The 20087-nt window shown below is 62.9% G+C and carries 22 protein-coding genes; 3 read left to right on the top strand and 19 right to left on the bottom strand.

What is annotated here, in order from left to right:
* The first annotated feature begins 4 nt into the window (after window positions 1–4).
* Window positions 5–889, top strand: a complete 885-nt coding sequence (locus AC3YOG_RS09150; RefSeq protein ID WP_489935263.1) for a DMT family transporter — start codon at window positions 5–7, stop codon at window positions 887–889.
* On the opposite strand, the gene dld is transcribed toward AC3YOG_RS09150, so the two are convergent.
* The 13 genes from dld to ytfQ all read right to left on the bottom strand — a co-directional run bounded on the left by dld (window position 890) and on the right by ytfQ (window position 13918).
* Entirely contained in the window at window positions 890–2575 is a 1686-nt protein-coding gene (dld, locus tag AC3YOG_RS09145; RefSeq protein WP_489934830.1) for a D-lactate dehydrogenase, read from the bottom strand.
* Between the two features lie 129 nt (window positions 2576–2704).
* A complete protein-coding gene (locus tag AC3YOG_RS09140) occupies window positions 2705–3031 on the bottom strand; it encodes a cupin domain-containing protein (RefSeq protein ID WP_489934829.1) in 327 nt (108 codons plus the stop codon).
* Window positions 3032–3035: 4 nt separating this feature from the next.
* Entirely contained in the window at window positions 3036–3800 is a 765-nt protein-coding gene (gene kduD, locus AC3YOG_RS09135) for a 2-dehydro-3-deoxy-D-gluconate 5-dehydrogenase KduD (protein ID WP_489934828.1), read from the bottom strand.
* The gene (kduI, locus tag AC3YOG_RS09130; RefSeq protein WP_172123017.1) at window positions 3797–4639 is read right to left on the bottom strand and encodes a 5-dehydro-4-deoxy-D-glucuronate isomerase; all 843 of its coding nucleotides are present in this window, start codon (window positions 4637–4639) and stop codon (window positions 3797–3799) included. Before kduI ends, kduD begins: the two co-directional genes overlap by 4 nt.
* Before the next feature lie 21 nt (window positions 4640–4660).
* Window positions 4661–5389, bottom strand: coding sequence for a FadR/GntR family transcriptional regulator (locus AC3YOG_RS09125; protein WP_489934827.1), 729 nt, complete (start codon window positions 5387–5389; stop codon window positions 4661–4663).
* A gap of 3 nt (window positions 5390–5392) precedes the next feature.
* Window positions 5393–6676: a TRAP transporter large permease gene (locus AC3YOG_RS09120; RefSeq protein ID WP_489890143.1), complete on the bottom strand. Its 1284-nt coding sequence runs from the start codon at window positions 6674–6676 to the stop codon at window positions 5393–5395.
* A gap of 5 nt (window positions 6677–6681) precedes the next feature.
* The gene (locus tag AC3YOG_RS09115) at window positions 6682–7209 is read right to left on the bottom strand and encodes a TRAP transporter small permease (protein ID WP_489890142.1); all 528 of its coding nucleotides are present in this window, start codon (window positions 7207–7209) and stop codon (window positions 6682–6684) included.
* A gap of 137 nt (window positions 7210–7346) precedes the next feature.
* Window positions 7347–8327: a TRAP transporter substrate-binding protein gene (locus AC3YOG_RS09110; protein ID WP_127752734.1), complete on the bottom strand. Its 981-nt coding sequence runs from the start codon at window positions 8325–8327 to the stop codon at window positions 7347–7349.
* Between the two features lie 230 nt (window positions 8328–8557).
* A complete protein-coding gene (locus tag AC3YOG_RS09105) occupies window positions 8558–9334 on the bottom strand; it encodes a FadR/GntR family transcriptional regulator (RefSeq protein ID WP_127752735.1) in 777 nt (258 codons plus the stop codon).
* A gap of 1 nt (window position 9335) precedes the next feature.
* Window positions 9336–10313 carry a galactofuranose ABC transporter, permease protein YjfF gene (gene yjfF, locus AC3YOG_RS09100; RefSeq protein WP_127752736.1) on the bottom strand — a complete coding sequence of 326 codons (978 nt, stop codon included), beginning with the start codon at window positions 10311–10313 and terminating at the stop codon, window positions 9336–9338.
* Entirely contained in the window at window positions 10310–11314 is a 1005-nt protein-coding gene (locus tag AC3YOG_RS09095; RefSeq protein ID WP_127752737.1) for an ABC transporter permease, read from the bottom strand. Before AC3YOG_RS09095 ends, yjfF begins: the two co-directional genes overlap by 4 nt.
* Window positions 11311–12828: a sugar ABC transporter ATP-binding protein gene (locus AC3YOG_RS09090; protein ID WP_127752738.1), complete on the bottom strand. Its 1518-nt coding sequence runs from the start codon at window positions 12826–12828 to the stop codon at window positions 11311–11313. Before AC3YOG_RS09090 ends, AC3YOG_RS09095 begins: the two co-directional genes overlap by 4 nt.
* A gap of 118 nt (window positions 12829–12946) precedes the next feature.
* Window positions 12947–13918 (bottom strand): galactofuranose ABC transporter, galactofuranose-binding protein YtfQ, encoded by a 972-nt coding sequence (gene ytfQ / locus AC3YOG_RS09085; protein ID WP_489934826.1) that lies wholly within the window; start codon window positions 13916–13918, stop codon window positions 12947–12949.
* A gap of 280 nt (window positions 13919–14198) precedes the next feature.
* Here ytfQ and AC3YOG_RS09080 point away from each other — a divergent pair, with 280 nt between their 5' ends.
* Window positions 14199–14555 carry a hypothetical protein gene (locus AC3YOG_RS09080; RefSeq protein WP_127752740.1) on the top strand — a complete coding sequence of 119 codons (357 nt, stop codon included), beginning with the start codon at window positions 14199–14201 and terminating at the stop codon, window positions 14553–14555.
* Between the two features lie 23 nt (window positions 14556–14578).
* Here AC3YOG_RS09080 and AC3YOG_RS09075 read toward each other — a convergent pair whose 3' ends face one another.
* Complete coding sequence (locus AC3YOG_RS09075; protein ID WP_489934825.1) at window positions 14579–15259, bottom strand: hypothetical protein; 681 nt, start codon at window positions 15257–15259, stop codon at window positions 14579–14581.
* Window positions 15260–15579: 320 nt separating this feature from the next.
* On the opposite strand from AC3YOG_RS09075, the gene AC3YOG_RS09070 reads away from it, so the two are divergent.
* Entirely contained in the window at window positions 15580–17493 is a 1914-nt protein-coding gene (locus AC3YOG_RS09070) for a glucose/sorbosone family PQQ-dependent dehydrogenase (RefSeq protein ID WP_489934824.1), read from the top strand.
* Window positions 17494–17546: 53 nt separating this feature from the next.
* Here AC3YOG_RS09070 and AC3YOG_RS09065 read toward each other — a convergent pair whose 3' ends face one another.
* The 5 genes from AC3YOG_RS09065 to AC3YOG_RS09045 all read right to left on the bottom strand — a co-directional run bounded on the left by AC3YOG_RS09065 (window position 17547) and on the right by AC3YOG_RS09045 (window position 20085).
* A complete protein-coding gene (locus tag AC3YOG_RS09065) occupies window positions 17547–17939 on the bottom strand; it encodes an ester cyclase (RefSeq protein ID WP_489934823.1) in 393 nt (130 codons plus the stop codon).
* 13 nt (window positions 17940–17952) lie between these two features.
* Complete coding sequence (locus AC3YOG_RS09060) at window positions 17953–18420, bottom strand: GFA family protein (RefSeq protein ID WP_489934822.1); 468 nt, start codon at window positions 18418–18420, stop codon at window positions 17953–17955.
* A 58-nt stretch (window positions 18421–18478) separates the two neighbouring features.
* Window positions 18479–18673, bottom strand: a complete 195-nt coding sequence (locus tag AC3YOG_RS09055) for a hypothetical protein (RefSeq protein ID WP_489934821.1) — start codon at window positions 18671–18673, stop codon at window positions 18479–18481.
* Window positions 18674–18773: 100 nt separating this feature from the next.
* Entirely contained in the window at window positions 18774–19028 is a 255-nt protein-coding gene (locus AC3YOG_RS09050; RefSeq protein ID WP_172123029.1) for a helix-turn-helix domain-containing protein, read from the bottom strand.
* A 67-nt stretch (window positions 19029–19095) separates the two neighbouring features.
* Window positions 19096–20085: an ABC transporter permease gene (locus tag AC3YOG_RS09045; protein WP_489934820.1), complete on the bottom strand. Its 990-nt coding sequence runs from the start codon at window positions 20083–20085 to the stop codon at window positions 19096–19098.
* Window positions 20086–20087 lie beyond the last annotated feature (2 nt).

The raw sequence follows: 20087 nt of genomic DNA, 5'->3' as shown, positions 1-20087 counted from the left end.
AGCCATGTCCCCCGCTCGAATGGGGGTGCTCGTCATGCTGCTGGCGATGTTCCTGTTCTCGCTCAATGATGCGATTGGCAAGTGGCTGGTCTCGACCTATTCGGTCGGTCAGGTCCTGCTGCTGCGCTCCGCCGTGGCGCTGCTGATCCTCTTACCCTTCCTGTGGAAAGCGGGACTGCGCCCGATCCTTTCGGCTGAGCGCCCCTGGCTGCAGTTCATGCGCGTCGTGTTCTCTACCGCAGAAGTGTTCTGCTTTTACTGGGCGGTGTATTACCTGCCGCTCGCCGACGTGATGACCTATTGGCTGGCCGCGCCCATCTATGTCGCAGCCCTTTCGCCAATCCTGCTCAAGGAAAAGGTCGGGCCAGTGCGCTGGGCCGCCATCGCCCTGGGCTTTGTCGGCGTGCTCGTTGCGCTCACCCCCTCCGGTGAGATCAATTTCATCGCGCTGGGCGCTGCCTTGGTCGGCACGCTGGCCTTTGCCCTGATGATGATCACCGGCCGCACCCTGCGCGGCACGCCCGATACTACGCTGGTGCTGTTCCAACTCGCGGGCGCACTGGTGGCCGGCCTGGTGCTGACCCCCTTCAGCTGGACCACGCCAACCGCGCCCGACCTCCTGCTGCTCGGCGCGCTCGGCGTTGTGGCCATGGTAGCCCATATCGGGGTCAATCGTGCGGTCAAGCTGGCCGATGCGGCAACCATCGCGCCCCTGCAGTACACGCTGCTGCCCTGGGCCATTATCCTGGGCTATCTGTTCTTTGGCGACCTGCCACGCCCGCTGACGCTGCTCGGAGCGACCATCATCCTGGCTTCCAGCTTCATCATCTATCTGCGCGAACACCGCGCCAAGACCGAACTCGGCGCGGCCCAGCCGGAACCGGGTTGATCAGGTCGCCCACATCTTCTTGCGCGAGGTCTTGCCGATGCCGGGGTTAAAGCTGTTGGTCGGATCAAGGCTCCGATAAAACTCTTCAAGCGCCGGCTGCGCCTTGTAGAGATGCCCCACATTGTGCTCGGCCGGATATTGCGCGCCGCGCGTGTCGAGGATCGCGAGCATCTCCTCCTCCAGCGCGTGGCAATCGACGCCCTTCTTGGCCAGATATTCCTGGTGCAGCACATGGCAGAAGAAATGCCCGCAATAGATCGTGCGCTCGATCCGGTCGGTGATGGTGGCCGGCAGGGTTTCAAACCAGTCGATGGCATTGCGGGGCAGGGCGACGTCCAGCGCCACGATATTCTCCACCGTTTGCTTGTGGGTGGCGCGATAGCGCACCACTGATCCACCCACGACGAAGCGATGGAGGAACGCAGCTTCCCCTTCCTCCTTGGTGCATTCGAAAAAGTCCGCATCCCCGGTCGGCAACCGCGCCGCAAGATAGTCGCGCGCCTCGGCTACTCCGGCGCCGCCCATCTTGAGCAGCAGGTGATGGGCATAGCGGTCGCGATACGCATTCATCCGCTTGGGCAGGTGCTCGGGCCACAGCCGCGCCAGCGCGTTGAGCACGTGATCGCCAATGGTCGAGCCCAGCCGCAGTTGCTCGGTCAGGCCATCGAACCAGCTCTTGGCCGCATAGGCCTTGGGCACATTGTCGGTGCCAAAGGCGCGGATGAACAGGAACAAATCCTTGCCGTAGACCTGCGCGGTCTCATAGGCCTCCCGGTGGATATATTCCCCGGCAATGGGCAGGTTCTCGAACTTGGCCAGGATATCGCGCCGGATCTCCCCCAGCGTATTGGGATCGTTAGCGCCGATATAAAAGACGGTCACATCCTTGTCCGCCTCGAAGGTGTCGAGCCGCACCGCAAACACGCCGATGCGGCCGGCCGAGCCCGAAGCCTCATAATGCCGCCGCGGATCGGCGTTGAACCGCGCCGGAGTTGGGGCATCGATATCGCGCACATGCTCGCAATATTGCTTGTCCGAGGCCCACTGATTGCTGGCATGAGTGATGTCGCTGTCCCGGTAATCCTTCCGGTCCAGCCGCGACAGCACCGTCTCGGGATCATCGCCTAGCGCCACACCCAGATGGTTGACCAGCTGCAAGCGTCCTTCCGCATCGATCTGCGCATAAAGGGAAAACTGCGTATAGGCCGGCCCACGCCGGATCAGCGAGCCGCCCGAATTGTTGCACACCCCGCCTGTCACCGAAGCCCCGATACAGCTCGATCCGATCACCGAATGGGGCTCGCGCCCGATCGGCCGCAGGGCTTTTTCCAGCTTGTCGAGCGTGGCGCCGGGCAGGGCGATCACCTGCCGCCCTTCCTCGATCAGGTCGATCCGGTCGATCCGCATCGTATTGATGATGACGATGGGCCGGTCATAATCGTTCCCTGCTGGCGTTGACCCGCCAGTCAGGCCTGTATTGGCGGCCTGAAAGATGACGATCACATCGGCCGCGACGCAGGCCTCGAGCACCCGCCATTGCTCGAGCAGCGTTGCCGGCCGCACCGCCGCGAGGATCTCCCCGTCACCATAGCGATAGCCCTTGCGGAAGCGGCGGGTGGCGCGCTCGCCCACATGCACATGTCCCGGTCCGACGATCGCTTCGAAAGTTTCAATCAGCCGATCCATGCTGCAGCTCCGAAATTTCAGACATTTGCCGCTTAGCACAGCGCTAACTAGTTTTCACGCCTTCCGAGGTGACCGAGACGTTCAATAATCAGCGCTTTTCATCGGCAGACCGCAGGGCCGCAGAACTGCTTAGAGGAAATCGGCGCGATGTGGCGTGAACACATCCACGAGGCGGCCCCGCTCAAGCGCCTTGACGCCATGGACCAGCCCTGACGGCACGATGAAGCTGCCCCCTTGGCCGACGGTTTGGGTTACCCCGTCGATGGTGACTTCGAACGAGCCCTCCGCCACATAGCTCACCTGGATATGGGGATGGCTATGGAGGGCGCCGATCGCACCGGCCTCGAAGGCGAACTCGACCTGCATCAGCTCGTCGGTGTGGATCAGCACCCGGCGTTTATTGCCCGGGCCCAGTCCGGTCCAGGCGGTTTCGTTGGCCTGCGCAAAAAGCTTCATTTCATTACCTCGCGAGCCAGCCGCCATCCACGGGGATGACAGCGCCATGCATGTAGTTTGCAGCATTGGACAGCAAGAACACTGCCGCATCTCCAATATCGGCAGGGGCACCCCAGCGCCCCGCTGGAATCCGCCCGAGGATCGCAGCCGAACGTTCCGGATCGGCCCGCAGGGCGGCGGTATTGTTGGTCTGGATATAGCCGGGGGCAATGGCATTGACGTTGATGCCCCGCGCCGCCCATTCATTGGCCAGCAGCCGGGTGATGCCGAGCACGCCGCTCTTGGACGCCGTATAGCTCGCCACTCGCACGCCACCCTGAAAGCTGAGCATGGAGGCGATGTTGACGATCCGGGCCGTGCGGTTCGCCGCCAGCGCCTTTCGCCCTAAAGCCTGGCAGAGAAAGAACATGCTCTTGAGATTGGTGTCCATCACATCGTCCCAATCGGCTTCCGTGAGGTCAACCGCATCGGCCCGCCTGATGATGCCGGCATTGTTGACCAGCCCATCCACCGGGCCATGTTGGTCCCAGACGGCATCGAACATGGCTTGGGCGGCGCTGGTTGAACTCAGGTCTGCCTGCACTGGCACGAACGGGGCCGCCAGTTCCGCCAGCAACCCCGCAGTTTCATTCATGCTGGATCGGCCAACCCCGATCACGCGCGCGCCGGCCCGTCCAACCGATACTGCGATGCCTTGGCCGATCCCCGTATTGGCGCCGGTCACCACCACCGTTTTGCCTTGAAGGCTGAATGCCGAAAGGTCCGTCACAGCAGTTGATCCATGCCGACCTTTTCGACGTCGGTATAATCGACATTGTCGCCGGCCATGGCCCAGATAAAGGTGTAGGACCCGGTGCCCGCACCTGCATGGATCGACCAGGGCGGGGAGATCACCGCCTGCTCGTTGCGCACGATCAGGTGCCGGGTTTCTTCCGGCTCGCCCATCAGATGCACCACCAGAGCGTCGGGCTTGAGGTCGAAATACAGATAAGCCTCCATGCGCCGGTCATGCACATGCGCGGGCATGGTGTTCCACACCGAACCCGGGGCAAAACTCGTCAGCCCGACCACCAACTGGCAGGTCTGCACGCTATCGGCGTTGACGAACTGGAAGATCGACCGCTCGTTGGCCGTTTCCTGGCTGCCGAGGTCGAGCCGCTTGGCGTCGCTCTGCCGGATGAGCTTGGTCGGGTACCCGGCATGTGCCGGTGCGCTCAGCAGGTAGAACTTGGCCGGCTCGCTCTCGCCGGCCGAAGCGAAGCTGACCGCTTGGCTGCCCATGCCGATATAAAGCATGTCGCGCGGCGCGAGTTCGTGCCTGGTGCCATCCACCTCGATGCTGCCGGGCCCGCCAACATTAACGGCAATCAGTTCGCGCCGATCCAGAAAAGCCGCCGTGCCAGTAGGCGCAATGGATTCAAGCGTGAGCGGCGAGCCTGCCGGCATGGCGCCACCCACGGCCATACGATCATAATGGGTATAGGTCCAGTTTACTCCGCCCGGCGTAAACAGGCTCTCGATCAGGAAATGCTCCCGCAATTCCTCGGTGTTCATGGTGGCCGCGCTGACCGGGTCGATGGCAAAGCGAATTTCATGTTCAGTGGTCATAACTGGTCCTCGGTAAGCGGGTTAGACGGTGCGCAGGCGGGCGCGATAGCGCTCCTGGCTGCGGGAAAGATGCTGGCGCATGGCCTCACGTGCGGCGGCCGCGTCCTGTGCCGAGATCGCCTCCATGATATCGCGGTGTTCTCGCTGCAGCCCGGCCTGATACTCACGGCTTAGAACAGTTTCGGTGCTCCAGGGCGAGGCCACATCGCATGGAATGGTTCGGCTACCCAGCGCTTCGAGCACCTCGGTGTAGAATGGGTTGTTGGTTGCCGCGGCAATCGTCCGATGGAAAGCGAAGTCTGTCTTGCCCGTGGGAATTCCCAGCTTGAGCAAACGGCCAAACTCGTTCCAGGCCTCCTGAATGGCAGCTTCCTGGCTGGCGCTGCGCCGCACCGCTGCCAGACCCGCGGCTTCGATCTCGATGCCCATGCGCACTTCAAGCACGTTGATGGCGACGGAAATCTTGTTGGCGCTTTCCGCCCCCAGGGCGTTGAAGGGGCTGGCCGGACTGGGCACAACGAACACCCCGGCGCCCTGGCGCGACTGCACCAGCCCGTCGGCTGCAAGAGCTGCGATTGCCTCGCGCACAACCGTGCGGCTGACGCCGAAGATCGTCGTCATCTGCCCCTCAGTAGGCAGTTTGCCGGTCGCATCATATTCGCCCGCCGCGATCCGCCGGCGCAGCGTTCCGGTCACGAGGTCAGCAAGCTTTGGTCTTCGCAGGGCAGAGGAGCTTTCGGTCGCGCTCATCGCCTATCCCCTGAACAACGCCGGCAGCCACAGCGACAGGGCAGGGATATAGGTGACCAGGCCCAATACCACGATCCCGGCAAGGTAGAACGGCCAGATACTCTTCATCGCCTCCATCACGCTGATCTTGCCCACCGCAGCCGCCACGAACTGCACCGGCCCGAGCGGTGGCGTATTGAGCCCGATCCCGAGATTGAGGATCATGATCACCCCGAAATGCACAGGGTCCACGCCAAATGCCTTCACCATCGGCAAGAAGATCGGCGTCGTGATGATGATCAGTGGTCCCATATCCATGAAGGTGCCCAGCAGCAGCAGGGCCACATTGATCATCAGCAGGACCAGCAGGGGGTCCGAGGAGATCGTCGCCATGCCTTCGGTCAGAATGAGCGCGACCTTCAGGTAGGCCATTAGCCAGGCAAAGCTCGCCGCCGCTCCGATGATAAACAACACCATTGCCGTGGTCCGCACCGCCCCCAACACGGCGTGGACGAACTCGCTCCAGTTGAGCGAGCGGTAAATGATGAGGGTCACGAGCAGCGCATAGATCACCGCGATGCAGGAGCTTTCTGTCGCGGTGAATATCCCGGAGCGCACCCCGCCAAAGATGATGACGATGAGCATCAAGCCAGGGATGGAAACAAGGAAGAAGTAGCCGGCGCGCCGAAAGCCCGGAAAAGGCTCGGTGGGGTAACCGCGCTTGACGGCAACGAAATAAGCGGTGATCGCCAGCACAACCGCCAACAGCAAGCCCGGAATGATCCCGGCGGTGAACAGGTCGGCGATCGAGATATTGCCACCGCCCGAGAGCGAATAGATGATCATGTTGTGACTGGGCGGCAGCAGCAGCGCGATCAGCGCCGCCATGGAGGTCACATTGACCGCATAATCAGCGCCATAGCCGCGCGCCTTCATCTGCGGGATCATGATGCCACCCACCGCCGCAGCTTCCGCTACGGCTGAGCCCGAAATGCCGCCAAACAGTGTTGAGGCGGCAATATTGACCTGCCCCAGACCGCCCCGCACATGGCCGATCAGCGAGCCGGCAAAGGAGATGATGCGCGAAGCAATCCCGCCCCGCATCATCAGATCGCCGGCAAAGATGAAGAACGGAATGGCAAGCAGACTGAACGCCGACACACCCGAATTGAGCTGCTGGAACACCACCACCGGCGGGCGTCCGAGATAAACGATGGTGGCGAAGCTCGCGATCCCGAGGCAAAAGGCGATCGGGGTGCCGATCACCATCAGCACGGTAAAGACGCCGAAAAGGATCCAGTATTCCATTGTCTTCAGGCCTCGGTGATCGTCGGGTCGGCGGCAACATCATCGATCGGCTCGCCGGCCAGGCGCAGCAGCAGGCGCTCGGCGGCAAACAGGCACATCAGCGCGCCAGACAGGACGATGGGGAAGTAGGTGAAGGATGTAGGCAGGCCGAGCACGGGAATGCGGGTCGACCAATAGCGCACCGCCAATTCGCTGCCATAAACCACCATGCCCAGTGCAAAGGCGAGGACGCACAGATCGCTGAGTGCCCGCAGCCATGGCTTGGCGCCGGGCGGCAGGACGTAGAGCAGCACGTCAAAGCCCATATGGAAGTTCTCGCGCACCCCCACGGCTGCGCCCAGGAAGATGAACCAGGTCATCAGCATGATCGAGCCGCTCTCCGTCCAGGCGGGGGAGGCGTTGATCACAAAGCGCATGAACACCTGGTAGGCAACGATCGCCGTCATTGCGACGAGGCCAATGCCGGCCAGCCATAAAATGACGGTCGAGAGCTGTCCCAGCCGGCGGCTGGTGGGCAAGAGCCAGGTTCGCATTGCAGTTGGACCTCATGGGTGAGCCTGCCGTGCCACCCGTCGTGGCCCGCAAGTCGTCACGCGCTCCCGTCAGCACCATGCGGCGGAGCGCGGTGGAATGGGCCGACGCCCGTGCGCCGGCCTCCGTTCCTTTTCGATCAGCCTTCGGTCGCCTGGATGCGGGCAACCAGATCCTGCAGCGCCGGGTCGGTGACATATTTGTCGTAGACCGGCTTCATCGCTTCGATAAAGGGGGCCTTGTCGACTTCGTTGATCTCGGCACCGAGTGCTTCCACAGCAGCCTTGGATTCCACTTCCTTGGCGGCCCAGAGCTCGCGCTGCTTGGCAACGGACTCCTTGGCGGCTTCGCGGAACAGCGCCTGGTCTTCTGGCGTCAGGCCATCCCAGACCACCTTAGAGATCACCAGCACTTCGGGCACCATCAGGTGCTCGTCCAGCGAATAGTATTTCGCCACTTCCGCATGGCCGGCCGTGTCGTAGCTGGGATAGTTGTTTTCGGCGCCATCGATCACGCCGGTCTGGATGCCCGAATAAACTTCGCCATAGGGCATGGGCGTGGCATTGCCACCAAAGGCGGCGACCATATCGACGAAGATATCGGACTGCATGACGCGCATCTTCATGCCCGAGATGTCAGCCGGGGAGGTGATGGGCTTCTGGCTGTTGTAGAACGAGCGCGCGCCACCATCGTAGAACGCAAGCGCCACCACATCCACCTTGTCGAAGGCGCCCAGGATTTCTTCCCCGATCGGGCCATCCAGCACCGCATGGAAGTGATCGGCCGAGCGGAAGATATAGGGCAGCTGCGTGACCGTGGCTTCCGGCACCTGCGTGCCAAAGGCACCGATCGAGATGCGGTTCATGTCGATGACGCCAAACTGGGTCTGCTCGATCGTGTCCTTTTCCTCGCCCAGCTGGGCGGAATGGAACACTTCGACGCTGTAGCGGCCATCGGTTTTCTGGCTCAGCAATTCGCCGAAATGCTTGACTGCTTCCACCGTTGGGTAGCCGTCGGGATGCGTGTCGGACGAGCGCAGCACGGTTTGCGCGCTGGCAGTCGAAAGCATCAGGGTCGTAGCGACGAGCGCCGTCGCTGCCAATTTAGGCAGATGAAACATGGTATCCTCCCATATGCATGTCCGTGCGCTTTGCTCTAGGCATCGGCACCCCTGCTGGCTGCATTCTGGCCAGCACCGGCAGCGCTATTGCGCTTTGGGAACTGCATGATTGGTAGAAAACGGCTTAAATCCAGTCAACATACAAATACCAAAACTTGTATGATGAATCGCGCAAGCGTCTGCGGAGCTATTGTTGAGGGGGCAGAGGGGTAAGTATAGGCGCGTCCAAGCTAAAGCATACTCGGCCGAGTGACTCCGCCGGCGCCATTTTTGGCGCTGCGCAGCACCTCGGCCAGATCAAGCGCAATGCTGGCTTCCATCGCCGCCCGCGCCTTAGCCCGGTCGCCCGCTTCGATGGCGTGGATCAGCTCATCATGTAGACCGATCGAGCAGGTGGCGTATTGCGGCAGCACATTGGCTCCGCCCTTCGAGACCGCGAGCGCCAGGGTGAGTTCCACCACGCCCAGCACCGAGCGGAGGAGGGGGTTACCCGATCCATCCGCCAGCACGCGGTGGATTTCGAGACAGGCGAGGCCAAACTGTTCGGCGCTGCTGTCGGCCGTGCTCATCTGGTGCAGCCAATATTTCATCAGGCGCACCTGCTCGGCGGTCCGTCGCTGCGCCATCCGTTCCGCTGCCTGCGCCTCAAGCGGCGCGCGCACCTCGAACAGACCCTCGATGAAGGGGCCGGGCAGGGTGGCATAGAAGTGCCAGGACAGCACCTGCGGATCGAAATAATTCCAGCGGCTTTGCGGCGACACCCTTGTGCCGATCTTGGGCCGCGCTTCCACCAGCCCCTTGGCCTCAAGCGTCTTGAGCGCTTCGCGCAACACGGTGCGCGACACGCCATAGCTCTCCATCATCTCCGCGTCGCTGGCCAGCGTGGAGCCGACGGGAAAGCTTCCGCCCACAATGGCTTGCCCGATTTCATTGATCACGAAGCTATGGAAGTTCCGTGCAGCAGGCCGCCCGGAAAGCGAGCGGATAAGGCTGCCAGGTTCGATCATCTCAGGCCTTCTCGGGTACCTTTTCCCCCGGACCGGAGGCCGCGAAGATCAGCCGCTGCAGCACGATGAAGAGGAACAACAGCACCCCGATGACGATCTTGGTCCACCAGCTCGAAAGCGTGCCATCAAAGATGATGTAGGTTTGCACGAGTCCCAGCAGCATCACGCCCACTAGGGTTCCGACCACAAAGCCATAGCCACCCGTCAACAGCGTGCCCCCGATCACCACCGCGCTGATGGCGTCGAGTTCGACGCCAACCGCCGCCAGCGGATAACCCGCGGAGGTGTAGATGGAAAACACGATCCCCGCCAGCCCGGCCATGGTGCTCGAGAGGATATAGATCAGCACCGTCGTGCGCGCCATCGGCACCCCCATCAGCGCCGCCGAAGTCGCATTGCCGCCAATGGCATAGACATAGGAGCCGAACTTGGTGCGATGCGCGAGCACCGCGCCCAAGGCGAAGATCCCGAGCATTAGGAGGCCGATAAAGCTCAGCCGCCCGCCACCGGGCAAGCGGATGATAAGGCTTGTGAGCCAATCCACAAACGGGTGGTCGATCCCCACTGAATCCTGGGTGATCACCGAAGCGCCACCACGGGCGAGGAACATGCCCGCGAGCGTGACGATGAACGAGGGCACCTGGAGGAAATGGATCGCGAGCCCCATTGTGGCGCCGAACGCCGCCGCTACGGCCAGCGCAATGGCAAAAGCCAGCACTGGATGCAGCCCCATCCAGGTAATCAGCACGGCAACAAGCACGCCGGTAAACCCGATCACCGCGCCCACCGAGAGATCGATGCCACCCGAGATGATCACAAAGGTCATGCCCACCGCCGCAATGCCCAGAAACGCATTGTCGGTGAGGAAATTGCCCAGGACGCGCGTGGAGAACATCCCGGGGAACTGGAGCACGGCCAGCCCATAGGCAACGAGGAAAATGACGAGGGTGGCGAGAAGCGGCCGGAGACTGCGATTCATGAGGTCTTGACCTTGGGCACGGCCACCAGCTTGCGCGGCATGACCCGGCCGGCGAGCGGCGATTGCACCAGCAGGATCAGGAAGATCATGCCAGCCTTGACGATGAGGTTGAACTCGGGCCGGAACCCGGAGACGAGAATGCCGGTGTTCATGGCCTGGATGATGAGCGCCCCCACCACCGCCATCGGCACCGAAAAGCGCCCGCCCAGCAGCGACGTGCCCCCGATCACGACGGCCAGGATGGCGTCGAGTTCGAGCCACAGCCCGGCATTATTGGCGTCGGCACCGCGAATATCTCCAGTGACGATCAGCCCGGCGATCGCGGCGCATAGTCCCGAGAGGGCATAAACAAAGAACAGCAGCATGCGGCTGCGAATACCCGAGAGGCTCGCTGCGGCGCGATTGACCCCGACAGCCTCGATGAAAAGCCCGAGCGCGGTGCGTCGCACCAGCAGCGTCACCCCCACCATCAGCACCAACGCAATCACTGCCGCCATGGGGAAGCCGAGAAACGAGCCGGTACCGATAAAGACCAGCAGGGGATTGTTGAAGGTGACGATCGAGCCTTCGGTGATCAGCTGGGCTATCCCGCGCCCCGCCACCATCAGCACCAGCGTGGCAATGATCGGCTGGATGTTGAACACCGCCACCAGCAGCCCGTTCCACAACCCGCAGGCGAGCCCCAGCCCCAGCGCCGCCGCTACGGCAATGGGCGCCGGATAACCAGCCACGACGAGGCTCGCCGCTGCCGCGCCCGCGACGGCCATGATGGCGCCCACCGACAAGTCCACCCCCTTGGTGGCGATCACACCCGCCATGCCGATGGCAAGGATAGCCACGGGCGCGCCGCGATTGAGCACGTCGATCAGGCTGCCAAAGAACCGCCCGTCCTGCCAGGTGATGCGGAAGAAGTTGGGAAATAGCAGCCAGTTGATCAGCAGCACCCCGACAAGGGCGAGGAGCTGCGGATTGGCGAGGCGGTTGAGTGACTGGCGGATCATGCCTCCTCTCCTTCCTTGTGGTTGGCGATGGCCTGCACGATCACGGCCGGGCTCATTTGCTCGCCATGCAATTCGGCTACGAGTTCACGGTCGCGCATGACGACGATGCGCGAGGAATAAGCGACCACTTCGTCGAGCTCGGACGAGATCACCACCAGCGCCATGCCATCGTCGCGCAGGCGGTTGATGGTGCGCACGATCTCGGCATGGGCGCCCACATCGATGCCGCGCGTGGGCTCATCCAGGATCAGGAAGGCCGGATCGGTCGCGAGCCAGCGCGCGAGGATCGCCTTTTGCTGGTTGCCGCCCGACAAGAGCTTGATCGGCATATCGAGGGAGGCCGCGCGAATATCGAGCGATTCCCCGAACTTGCCGGCAATCTCGAGCTGCTCATCGCGGCTGAGCGCGGTGAACCACCCGAGCTTGCCCTGAAGCGCAATGACAATGTTTTCGCGCACCGACAGATCGCCGAAAATGCCCTCGATCTTGCGATCTTCGGGCAGGAAGCCAAATCCGTGATTGATCGCATCCGTTGGGCGATTGATGACGAGCTGCACGCCTTCCATTGACACGCTGCCTTCGTCGGCCGCGTCGGCCCCGAACATGATGCGCGCCATTTCCGTACGGCCCGAACCCAGCAGGCCCGCGACCCCGATCACCTCGCCCTTGCGGATGGTTAGATCGAAGGGATGAACGCTGCGCTTGCGGCCATAGCCCTTGAACTCCAGCAGCACCTCGCCGCGTGCCCCATCGGCCTCAAGGCTGGTGGCACCGGAAAAGGCGATATCCTTGCCCAGCATCAGGCGCACCACTTCGCTGCGATTGAGCGTATCGATGTCGCGCGTGCCCACGAGCTTGCCGTTGCGCAGCACGGTGACGCGATCGGCGATGGCAAACACCTGCTCGAGGAAATGGGTGATGAACACCACCGCCATGCCTTGGGCCTTGAGCCCGTTGATGACCTCGAACAGCCGCTCCACTTCATTGCGGTCGAGGCTCGCGGTGGGTTCGTCGAGGATCAGCACCTTGCCCGAAAGCTCGACGGCGCGGGCAATGGCAACGATCTGCTGCACCGCCACCGAATGGGTACCCAGCTCGCTGCCCGGATCGAGTGCCAGCCCATAGCGCGCCAGCACCACGCGCGCTTCGCGCTCCATCCGGCGCCGATCAACGAGGCCCCAGCGCGTCGGCTGGTGCCCAAGAAACAGGTTCTCGGCGACGGAGCGATTGGGCAGGAGATTGACCTCCTGGTACACCGTGCCGATGCCATGGGTTTGGGCGTGCTGCGGATTGGCCAGCACGATGGGGCGCCCTTCGGCGAGGATCCGCCCGCCATCGGGCTGATAGGCCCCGGTCAGGATCTTGATCAGCGTGGATTTGCCGGCGCCATTCTCGCCCAGAAGCGCATGCACTTCGCCCGCGCGGAGGCTGAAATCGACCTGGTCGAGCGCCAGGTGATTGCCGAAAATCTTGGTGATACCGCGCGCTTCAAGCGCATAAGGGCCGTCTGACAAAACCGCCTCCTGGTTCAGCCGACCCGCTTGGATGAGCCGGTCGGCAGCTCGCCGGCCCGGTCATGGGTCTGACTTGCACCCCGGCGCGGAGCCGGGATGCAATTGCGATGCGATCAGGTCAGTAACCGAGATCCTTGCGGCGCTCGTATTCGCCCTCGGGATCGTTCTCGGCCGTATAAAGCTTGGACTCGGTGATGATGAACTTCTCGGGCTCGGTGCCGTCAGCCCAGTAAGCGCCCAGGGCGTCAAAGGCGGGACCAGCCATGTTTGGCGTCAACTCAACGGTGGCATTGGCTTCGCCGGCCGCAATGGCCTGGAAGATGTCGGGCACGGCGTCAATTGAGACGACCTTGATGTCGGTGCCCGGCTTGAGGCCGGCATCCTTGATCGCCTGGATGGCGCCAACCGCCATGTCGTCGTTATGAGCGTAAACCGCGCAGATATCGGCGCCATTATTGGACGACTTGAGGAAGGCTTCCATCACTTCCTTGCCCTTGGCGCGGGTGAAATCGCCCGTCTGGCTCTGGCCGATGGTGATGTTGTCGTGGCCAGCAATGGCTTCTTCAAAGCCCTTCTTGCGGTTAATGGCTGGCGTGGAGCCAACGGTGCCCTGCAGCTCAACGACATTGCAGTCCTCGTCGCCAACATTGTCGACCAGCCACTGGCCGGCCGCACGGCCTTCTTCGACCTGATCGGAGGCGACGGAAGTTAGGTACAGATCCTCAGGCGCATCGACGCCGCGATCGAGCAGCACGACCGGGATCTCGGCTTCCTTGGCTTCGGACAGCACGTCGTCCCACCCGGTCGCCACCACTGGCGCGACGAGGATCGCGTCAACGCCCTGGGCAATAAAGCCGCGAATGGCCTTGATCTGGTTTTCCTGCTTTTGCTGGGCATCGGCGAATTTGAGATCGACTCCGCGCGCTTCGGCTTCCTGCCGGGTCACAGCGGTTTCAGCCGCGCGCCAGCCCGATTCCGAACCGATCTGGGAAAAGCCGATGACCTTGCCGGAAACATCCTGCGCCAGGGTAGCGGAAGACAAGGCGGTAGCGAGGCCTGCCGCGAGGGCAAGCTTGGTAATGATGTTCACTGGTAACCTCCCATGTGCCAGTCGCGGCGTATTCACCTGCGACGGTGGTGCACTCCTACTAAAAGTACTATTATATGTAAAGTGGGTTGAGGGATTGCTCTGCAGCAGACCCAAGTAACTGATGCGGGCTATACTTCCCGGGCAGAGAGCAGAGGGTGAGCCCTCACTTCACCTGGGTGCAACCACACCAGTTTTTTGTCCCGGACATGATCTTTCCCCAAAGCACCGGCAAAGGAGCATGGACGAGAGACTCGCCAAACCGCCCGCCAAAGGAAAACCCATGAAGCTGCTCCCCTTCGCGGCCATTGTGCTGACCATGATCATGCCCGCCCAAGGGCAGGAGCAATCGGCTTCCTGGGTTGAGCAGAAATGCGGGGCTTACCAGGCAGCCTGGACGGATGCCGTCGCCGCTGCCGACGAGACCCAGGTCAACTATGCCTTCATTGCCGCCAACGAGAACTTCATCGCCGGTGGCTGCACCGAACCGGTGGAGGCCTGCCCGCGCTCGCGGGTGGAACTGGACATCGCCAATGCGCTCACGCTGGCAATGATGAATGCCGGGGCGGCAAGCACCTTCCTGCCCTTCCGCTGCCCGGTTGAACCGACGGACAATGGCTGGTCCGGCCCAGGCCTCTAACGTCGGGCCGTCGCCTCCTTAGGTTACGCAGCCTTCCGCGCCGTCCAAACCATGTGACGCGCCCCACGCCCACCAGAGCGAGCCCGCACCCGGTTCTCCTCGACACTGGCAAAGCCCGAGCCCTCGAGGCGGCGCGTGAACTCCGCGCTGGGATGGGCTGACCACACAGCCAGGACCCCGCCCGGACGCAGTGCCGCCCGCGCCGCCGCCAGTCCCGCCCGGCTATAAAGCGCATCATTGCCTTCCCGGCTGACCCCGTCAGGGCCATTGTCGACATCGAGCAACACCGCGTCATACGCGTTCTTGCCCGCGCCGATCAGCCGCCGCACATCGGCCTCGACCACGCTCACCCTGGGGTCGGCGAGGCAATCGCCGAACACCGGCCCCAGCGGCCCATGCGCCCAGGCAATCACCTGCGGCACGATCTCGCCGACTGTGATCCGCGCATCGGCATTGAGCAGCGTGAGCGCGGCGCGCAGGGTAAATCCCATTCCGAGCCCGCCGATCAGGATATGGGCCTTGGGGCGCGCCTTGATCGGGTCGCAGGCAAGCCGCGCCAGTTCTTCTTCCGAGCCGCTGAGCCGGCTATTCATCAGCTCATTGGTGCCTAGCATGATGGAATATTCGTCCCCGCGCTGCATCAGCCGCAGCCGCGTGTCACCACCCGGTACGCTGGCGGTATCAAGCTCGATCCAAGGCTTCATCGGCGGCCCGTCCTGGCTGGTGCAAACGGCAACGCTGCCGCGGCAGGTAGCCCGGACAGACCTGTCCGGGCACGGCGACAACCAAGGCGGTGTCATAGGAGCCGTACCCCGCAAGATCAAGCAGGGCCGTTTTAAGACTCACTCGCCAAGCTTCGCGAAGTCCAATGCCATCAGTGGCTTGACTGCTAGACCGGATTCTCTTGCAGAACTTACTATGAACGTTGCCGGCCATTGTCCGCTCTTCTTGCAACCAGCCGGTTGCCATGCGGCGCCTTAGCGGCCAAAATGCCGCAGCGTCAGTTCGTTCAGGAGGAATATCAATGAATTCAAGCGCCAAGACCAGCATGGGTCGCCTATCCACCCAAAGCCTGCTCGCTGGAGTAGCACTGGCCGGCCTGCTCGCCATGCCCATGCTTGCCTCGGCGCAAGAAACGCCCGTCGAGATCCCCAAGGGTCAGAACGAGCTGTTTTCCTCTCGCGTTGTGTCCACGGCCCTCAGCAATCCATGGGCCATGCGCTGGGGTCCCGACGACCAGATTTGGGTCACCGAGCGCACCAGTGGAGAAGTTACTCGCGTTGATCCCGAGACCGGCAACCAGCAGGTGCTGCTGACCCTTGATGACGTCTACACCGGCGTGCAGCACGAGGGCCTTCTGGGCCTGGCGCTTCATCCTGAACTGCTTCAGGGCACCGGCAACGACTATGTGTATCTGAGCTACACCGTCAACAACGGCACGGCCGAGGAGCCCGATCCTTCCGCCCGGATCGTGCGCTACACCTATGACGAGGCCACGATGCAACTGAGCGACCCCACGGTCCTCATCGAAGGGCTGCCGGCCTGGAACGACCACAATGCCGGCCGCGTCGTCATCGGGCCGGACATGAAGCTGTATTATTCCATCGGCGAGCAGGGCGCCAATTTTGGCCGCAACTTCCGCCGCCCCAATCTCGCTCAGGCCCTGCCCACCGCCGAAGAAGTCAGCGCCGAGGATTGGCACACCTATTCCGGCAAGATCCTGCGCATGGAACTCGACGGCGCCATCCCCGAGGACAATCCGGAGATCGAGGGCGTGCGCAGCCATATCTACAGCTATGGTCACCGCAATCCGCAGGGCATTGCCTTTGGTCCTGATGGCACGCTCTACGAAGCCGAGCACGGCCCCTCGAGCGATGACGAGCTCAACATCATCCAGCCCGGCGGCAATTATGGCTGGCCCAATGTCGCCGGCTTCAAGGATGACATGGCCTATTCGTATATCAACTGGAGCGAGGCCCCGCCCGATATCGAGCGCATCGTTACTCCAGTGCCCGACACTGTCCCGCAAACCGCGGAAACCGAGTTCGAGGGCGAGATGGTGGATCCGCTCGCCACCTACTTCACCGTCGACAGTGACTTCCCCTTTGGCGAGCAGTGCGGCTTCATCTGCAACCCCACCATCGCCCCCGCATCGGTGCTGTTCTACGAAGCCGGCGAGAACGGCATCGCTGAGTGGGACAATTCCATCCTGATGCCGACCCTCAAGCATGGCGTGCTCTACGTCCAGCATATGAGCGAAGACGGCAAATCGGTTGATGGCCCGCCCGAAGCCTGGCTCGGCAGCCAGAACCGCTATCGTGACGTGATCATCGCCCCCAATGGCCGCGATGTCTTCATCGCCACCGACGCTTTTGGCTCCGTCGTCCAGCTGTATGGTGACGAGCTGACCACGAGCGTGCTGCACAATCCTGGCGCGATCCTGAAGTTCACCTATGGTGGCGAGGAAGGCAGCGTGATCGGCACCGCCGGCGAGGCGCCAACCGACGCGCCTGCGTCCGAAGCCGTGCCGCCTGCCGGTGGCCCCGAGGAATGGGAGAACCCGGCCAATCAGGGGACCGAAACGGCACCCGCCGAAGGCGCGGCTCCCGACAATGCTGCCGCCGCACCGGCCGCCGGGGCAGGGGAGGCCGATCTTGCTTCCCTCGTCAGTGCCGGCCAGCCTAAATTCGTCGCGACCTGCTCGGCCTGCCATGGCGTCAACGGTCAGGGTGGCGCCGGCGCGGTGCTTGCCGGCAACCAGAACCTGGCCGATGCCGGCCATGTCGCCTCAACCGTGATCCATGGCTTGGGCTATATGCCACCCTTTGGTGATGAGCTCAGCGACGAGGACATCGCTCAGATCGGCAGCTATATCCGCAATTCCTGGGGCAACGACTTCGGGCCGCTGGCCATCGATGAGGTCGCCGCCAAGCGCTAGTCGAGCTGCAACCGTGACGCAAAAGGCGGGAGCAATCCCGCCTTTTCTTTTGCTCAACTCGGCAACGCCGCCTCGACCGCCGTCTTGTCCAGCACCGACCATACGGTTTTGATCTGCCCATCCTCGAAGCGGTAAAACACGTGCTCCGCGAACTGGACCCGTCGCCCATTCACCGGCAGCCCGAGAAAGCTTCCGCGTGGCGTGCAGTCGAACCACAAGCGCGCCGCCACATTGGCCGCCTCGCAGACCAGCAGGTCGATTTGGAACCGCAGATCCGGGATCTGCCGAAAATCCTCCTCCAGCATCGCGCGATAACCCGCCAGCCCGAACGCCCGCCCGTTATGGCTGACTTCCGCATGCACGAACGTGCCGAGCCGCTCCCAGTCCTGGGCATTGAGGCAGTCGATATAGCGCCGATAGATCGCCCCCAGATCGTCACCCGCCATCGCCCCCTCCCAGCTAGACCGCGCCCGCAGCCTCAACGCTGCTCTGGGCCTGCGCAATCGCCGCGCCGAATTCAGCCGGCGTCGGCGACTCGGGAAAAGCCGGAACGCCCTCGGGCAGCATCACCCAGGCTTGCTTGCGGCTGGTCCAGAGATGCGCGACCGGCGCAATCGCCTGCCGCTCGTTCAAGGTGCCGGCGCGCAGGAACACCATGCCCGGGAGCACATCATTGCGGTTGAACAGGCGCGTATGGCATCCCCGGCAGAACAGTTCTTCGGAAACCATGCCCTCGATCTTGCGCTGATAGGCCTCAAGTTCGCCCTCGCATTCGAAGCTGGCGGCCCGAACCATGGCGTGTTCCGCAAAGGCACTGCCGCTGCGCAACTGGCAATCGAGGCAATGGCACGCATAAACATGCACCGGCTCGTCCACCGCGATCCTGTAGGTCACGGCCCCGCATTCGCAGCTTCCGGTTCTCGACATCTATTCTGCTCGTCCTGTCAATCTACGGCGCCCGCTAGCGGGCGAGCGCTCTTTAGCCCTAGAGAATGGCAAACAACAGCCGCAGCACCTGCCCGAAACCCACCAGCATCAGCGCCAGCGCCAGGTCGGTGAGCAGGGTGTGAAACCGCGTCACATCAGGCACATCCCGCGCCGAAAAGGCGCGCAGCAGCGCCAACAGCGCCAGCACGCCCGCGGCGAAAAAGAAGGTATAGATCAGGATCTGCGTAAACATGCGGCTGTCTCCTCCCGGGTGCCCTGTTTTTGCATGCCCCGCCGCCGAGCACAACGACCAGCCCGGTGGGCCCCTCAGGCGCCGCTCACGCCACTCCGCCTCAGGTCGGGTGCGCTTCGGGCTCTTCGCTGCCGTCCTCGATCTCGCTTTCAAAGGCGTCGAGCGCATCGGCCACTTTCATCGCAACGGTCGGGCTCGCATCGCTTTCCGACTTGGCCTGCTCATAGCTGGTCAATTCCTGGGGCGAGATCCCCGCGCGGGCGGCGAGGTCGTCAAGGGTGATGCCGAGGCGTTCGCGCCGGTCGCGGTCGGCAACGGGCGAGTGGTCGGTGAGGGGAATGCGCATCGCGGCCATGATCGTCTCCGGAAATGAAAAGCTGGACCTCAACGTGGCAGGCCCGCAAGCGTTTCCCCTCGTTCCCTCACGCCTTGAGCTTGGGCGAGCGGCCATACAGCAGCAGCATGGCCACGATCACGACGCCATAGATGATCTGCCGGCCATATTCGGCCATCTGCATCACCGACAAAATTGATTGCAGCAGCGTGATCAGGATCACCCCCGCCACCGTGCCCAGATAATTGCCGCGCCCGCCCAAGATCGAAGTGCCGCCCAACACCACGGCGGCGATCGCCGGCAGCAAATAGGCATCGCCCATCGATTGCGCCGCCTTGCCGCCATACCCCGCCAGCATCACGCCCCCGAGCGCCGCGAGCCCGCCCGAAAGCGCAAACGCCACCATCACCACCCGCTGGGTGGGGATACCCGAGAGGTAAGCCGCGCTTTCCTTGTTGCCGATGGCATAAACCGAGCGGCCGAAGGTCGTGCGGTGGAGCAGGAACACCGCCAGCGCCCCGGTAATGGCCCAGCCGATCACCGCATTGGGGATGCCCAAAATTGGGTCGCCCGTTGCAATGAAGCGCATCGCCGCTGAAGCGGAATCCCGCGGCGACGAACCCCCGGAATAGGCCACCATCAGCCCTTGCGCGACGGCGTTGACCGCAAGGGTGATGATCATCGAGGGAATGCGCAGATAGGCCACGCCCACTCCATTGATCAGCCCCAGCAACACCCCGCACAGCACGCCGAACGGAATGGCGAAGAACTCGCCCATTGGCCCATAGGCGGCGGCCGCCGAAGCCATCATCGCCCCCACCGTCACCGTCCAGGGTACCGACAGGTCGATCTGGCCCAAGAGGATCACCAGCATCATGCCGGTGGCAATGATGCCCAGGAACGCCCCCACCTTAAGTTGCTGCAGCAGATATTCTGGCGACAGGAAGTTGGGGGAATAAAGGCTCCCCACCACCAGCAGCACGATGATGCAGCCGAACGCCGTCAGGACCGGCAGATCGAGGCTTTGCCGCAGCGTGCTCCACCGGTCGGCGGGAGCGGAATGCGCCTGGATGCTCATCG

Source organism: Devosia sp. Z6_126 (genome assembly GCF_058133495.1).
This window is presented reverse-complemented; position numbering and strand designations above follow the sequence as displayed.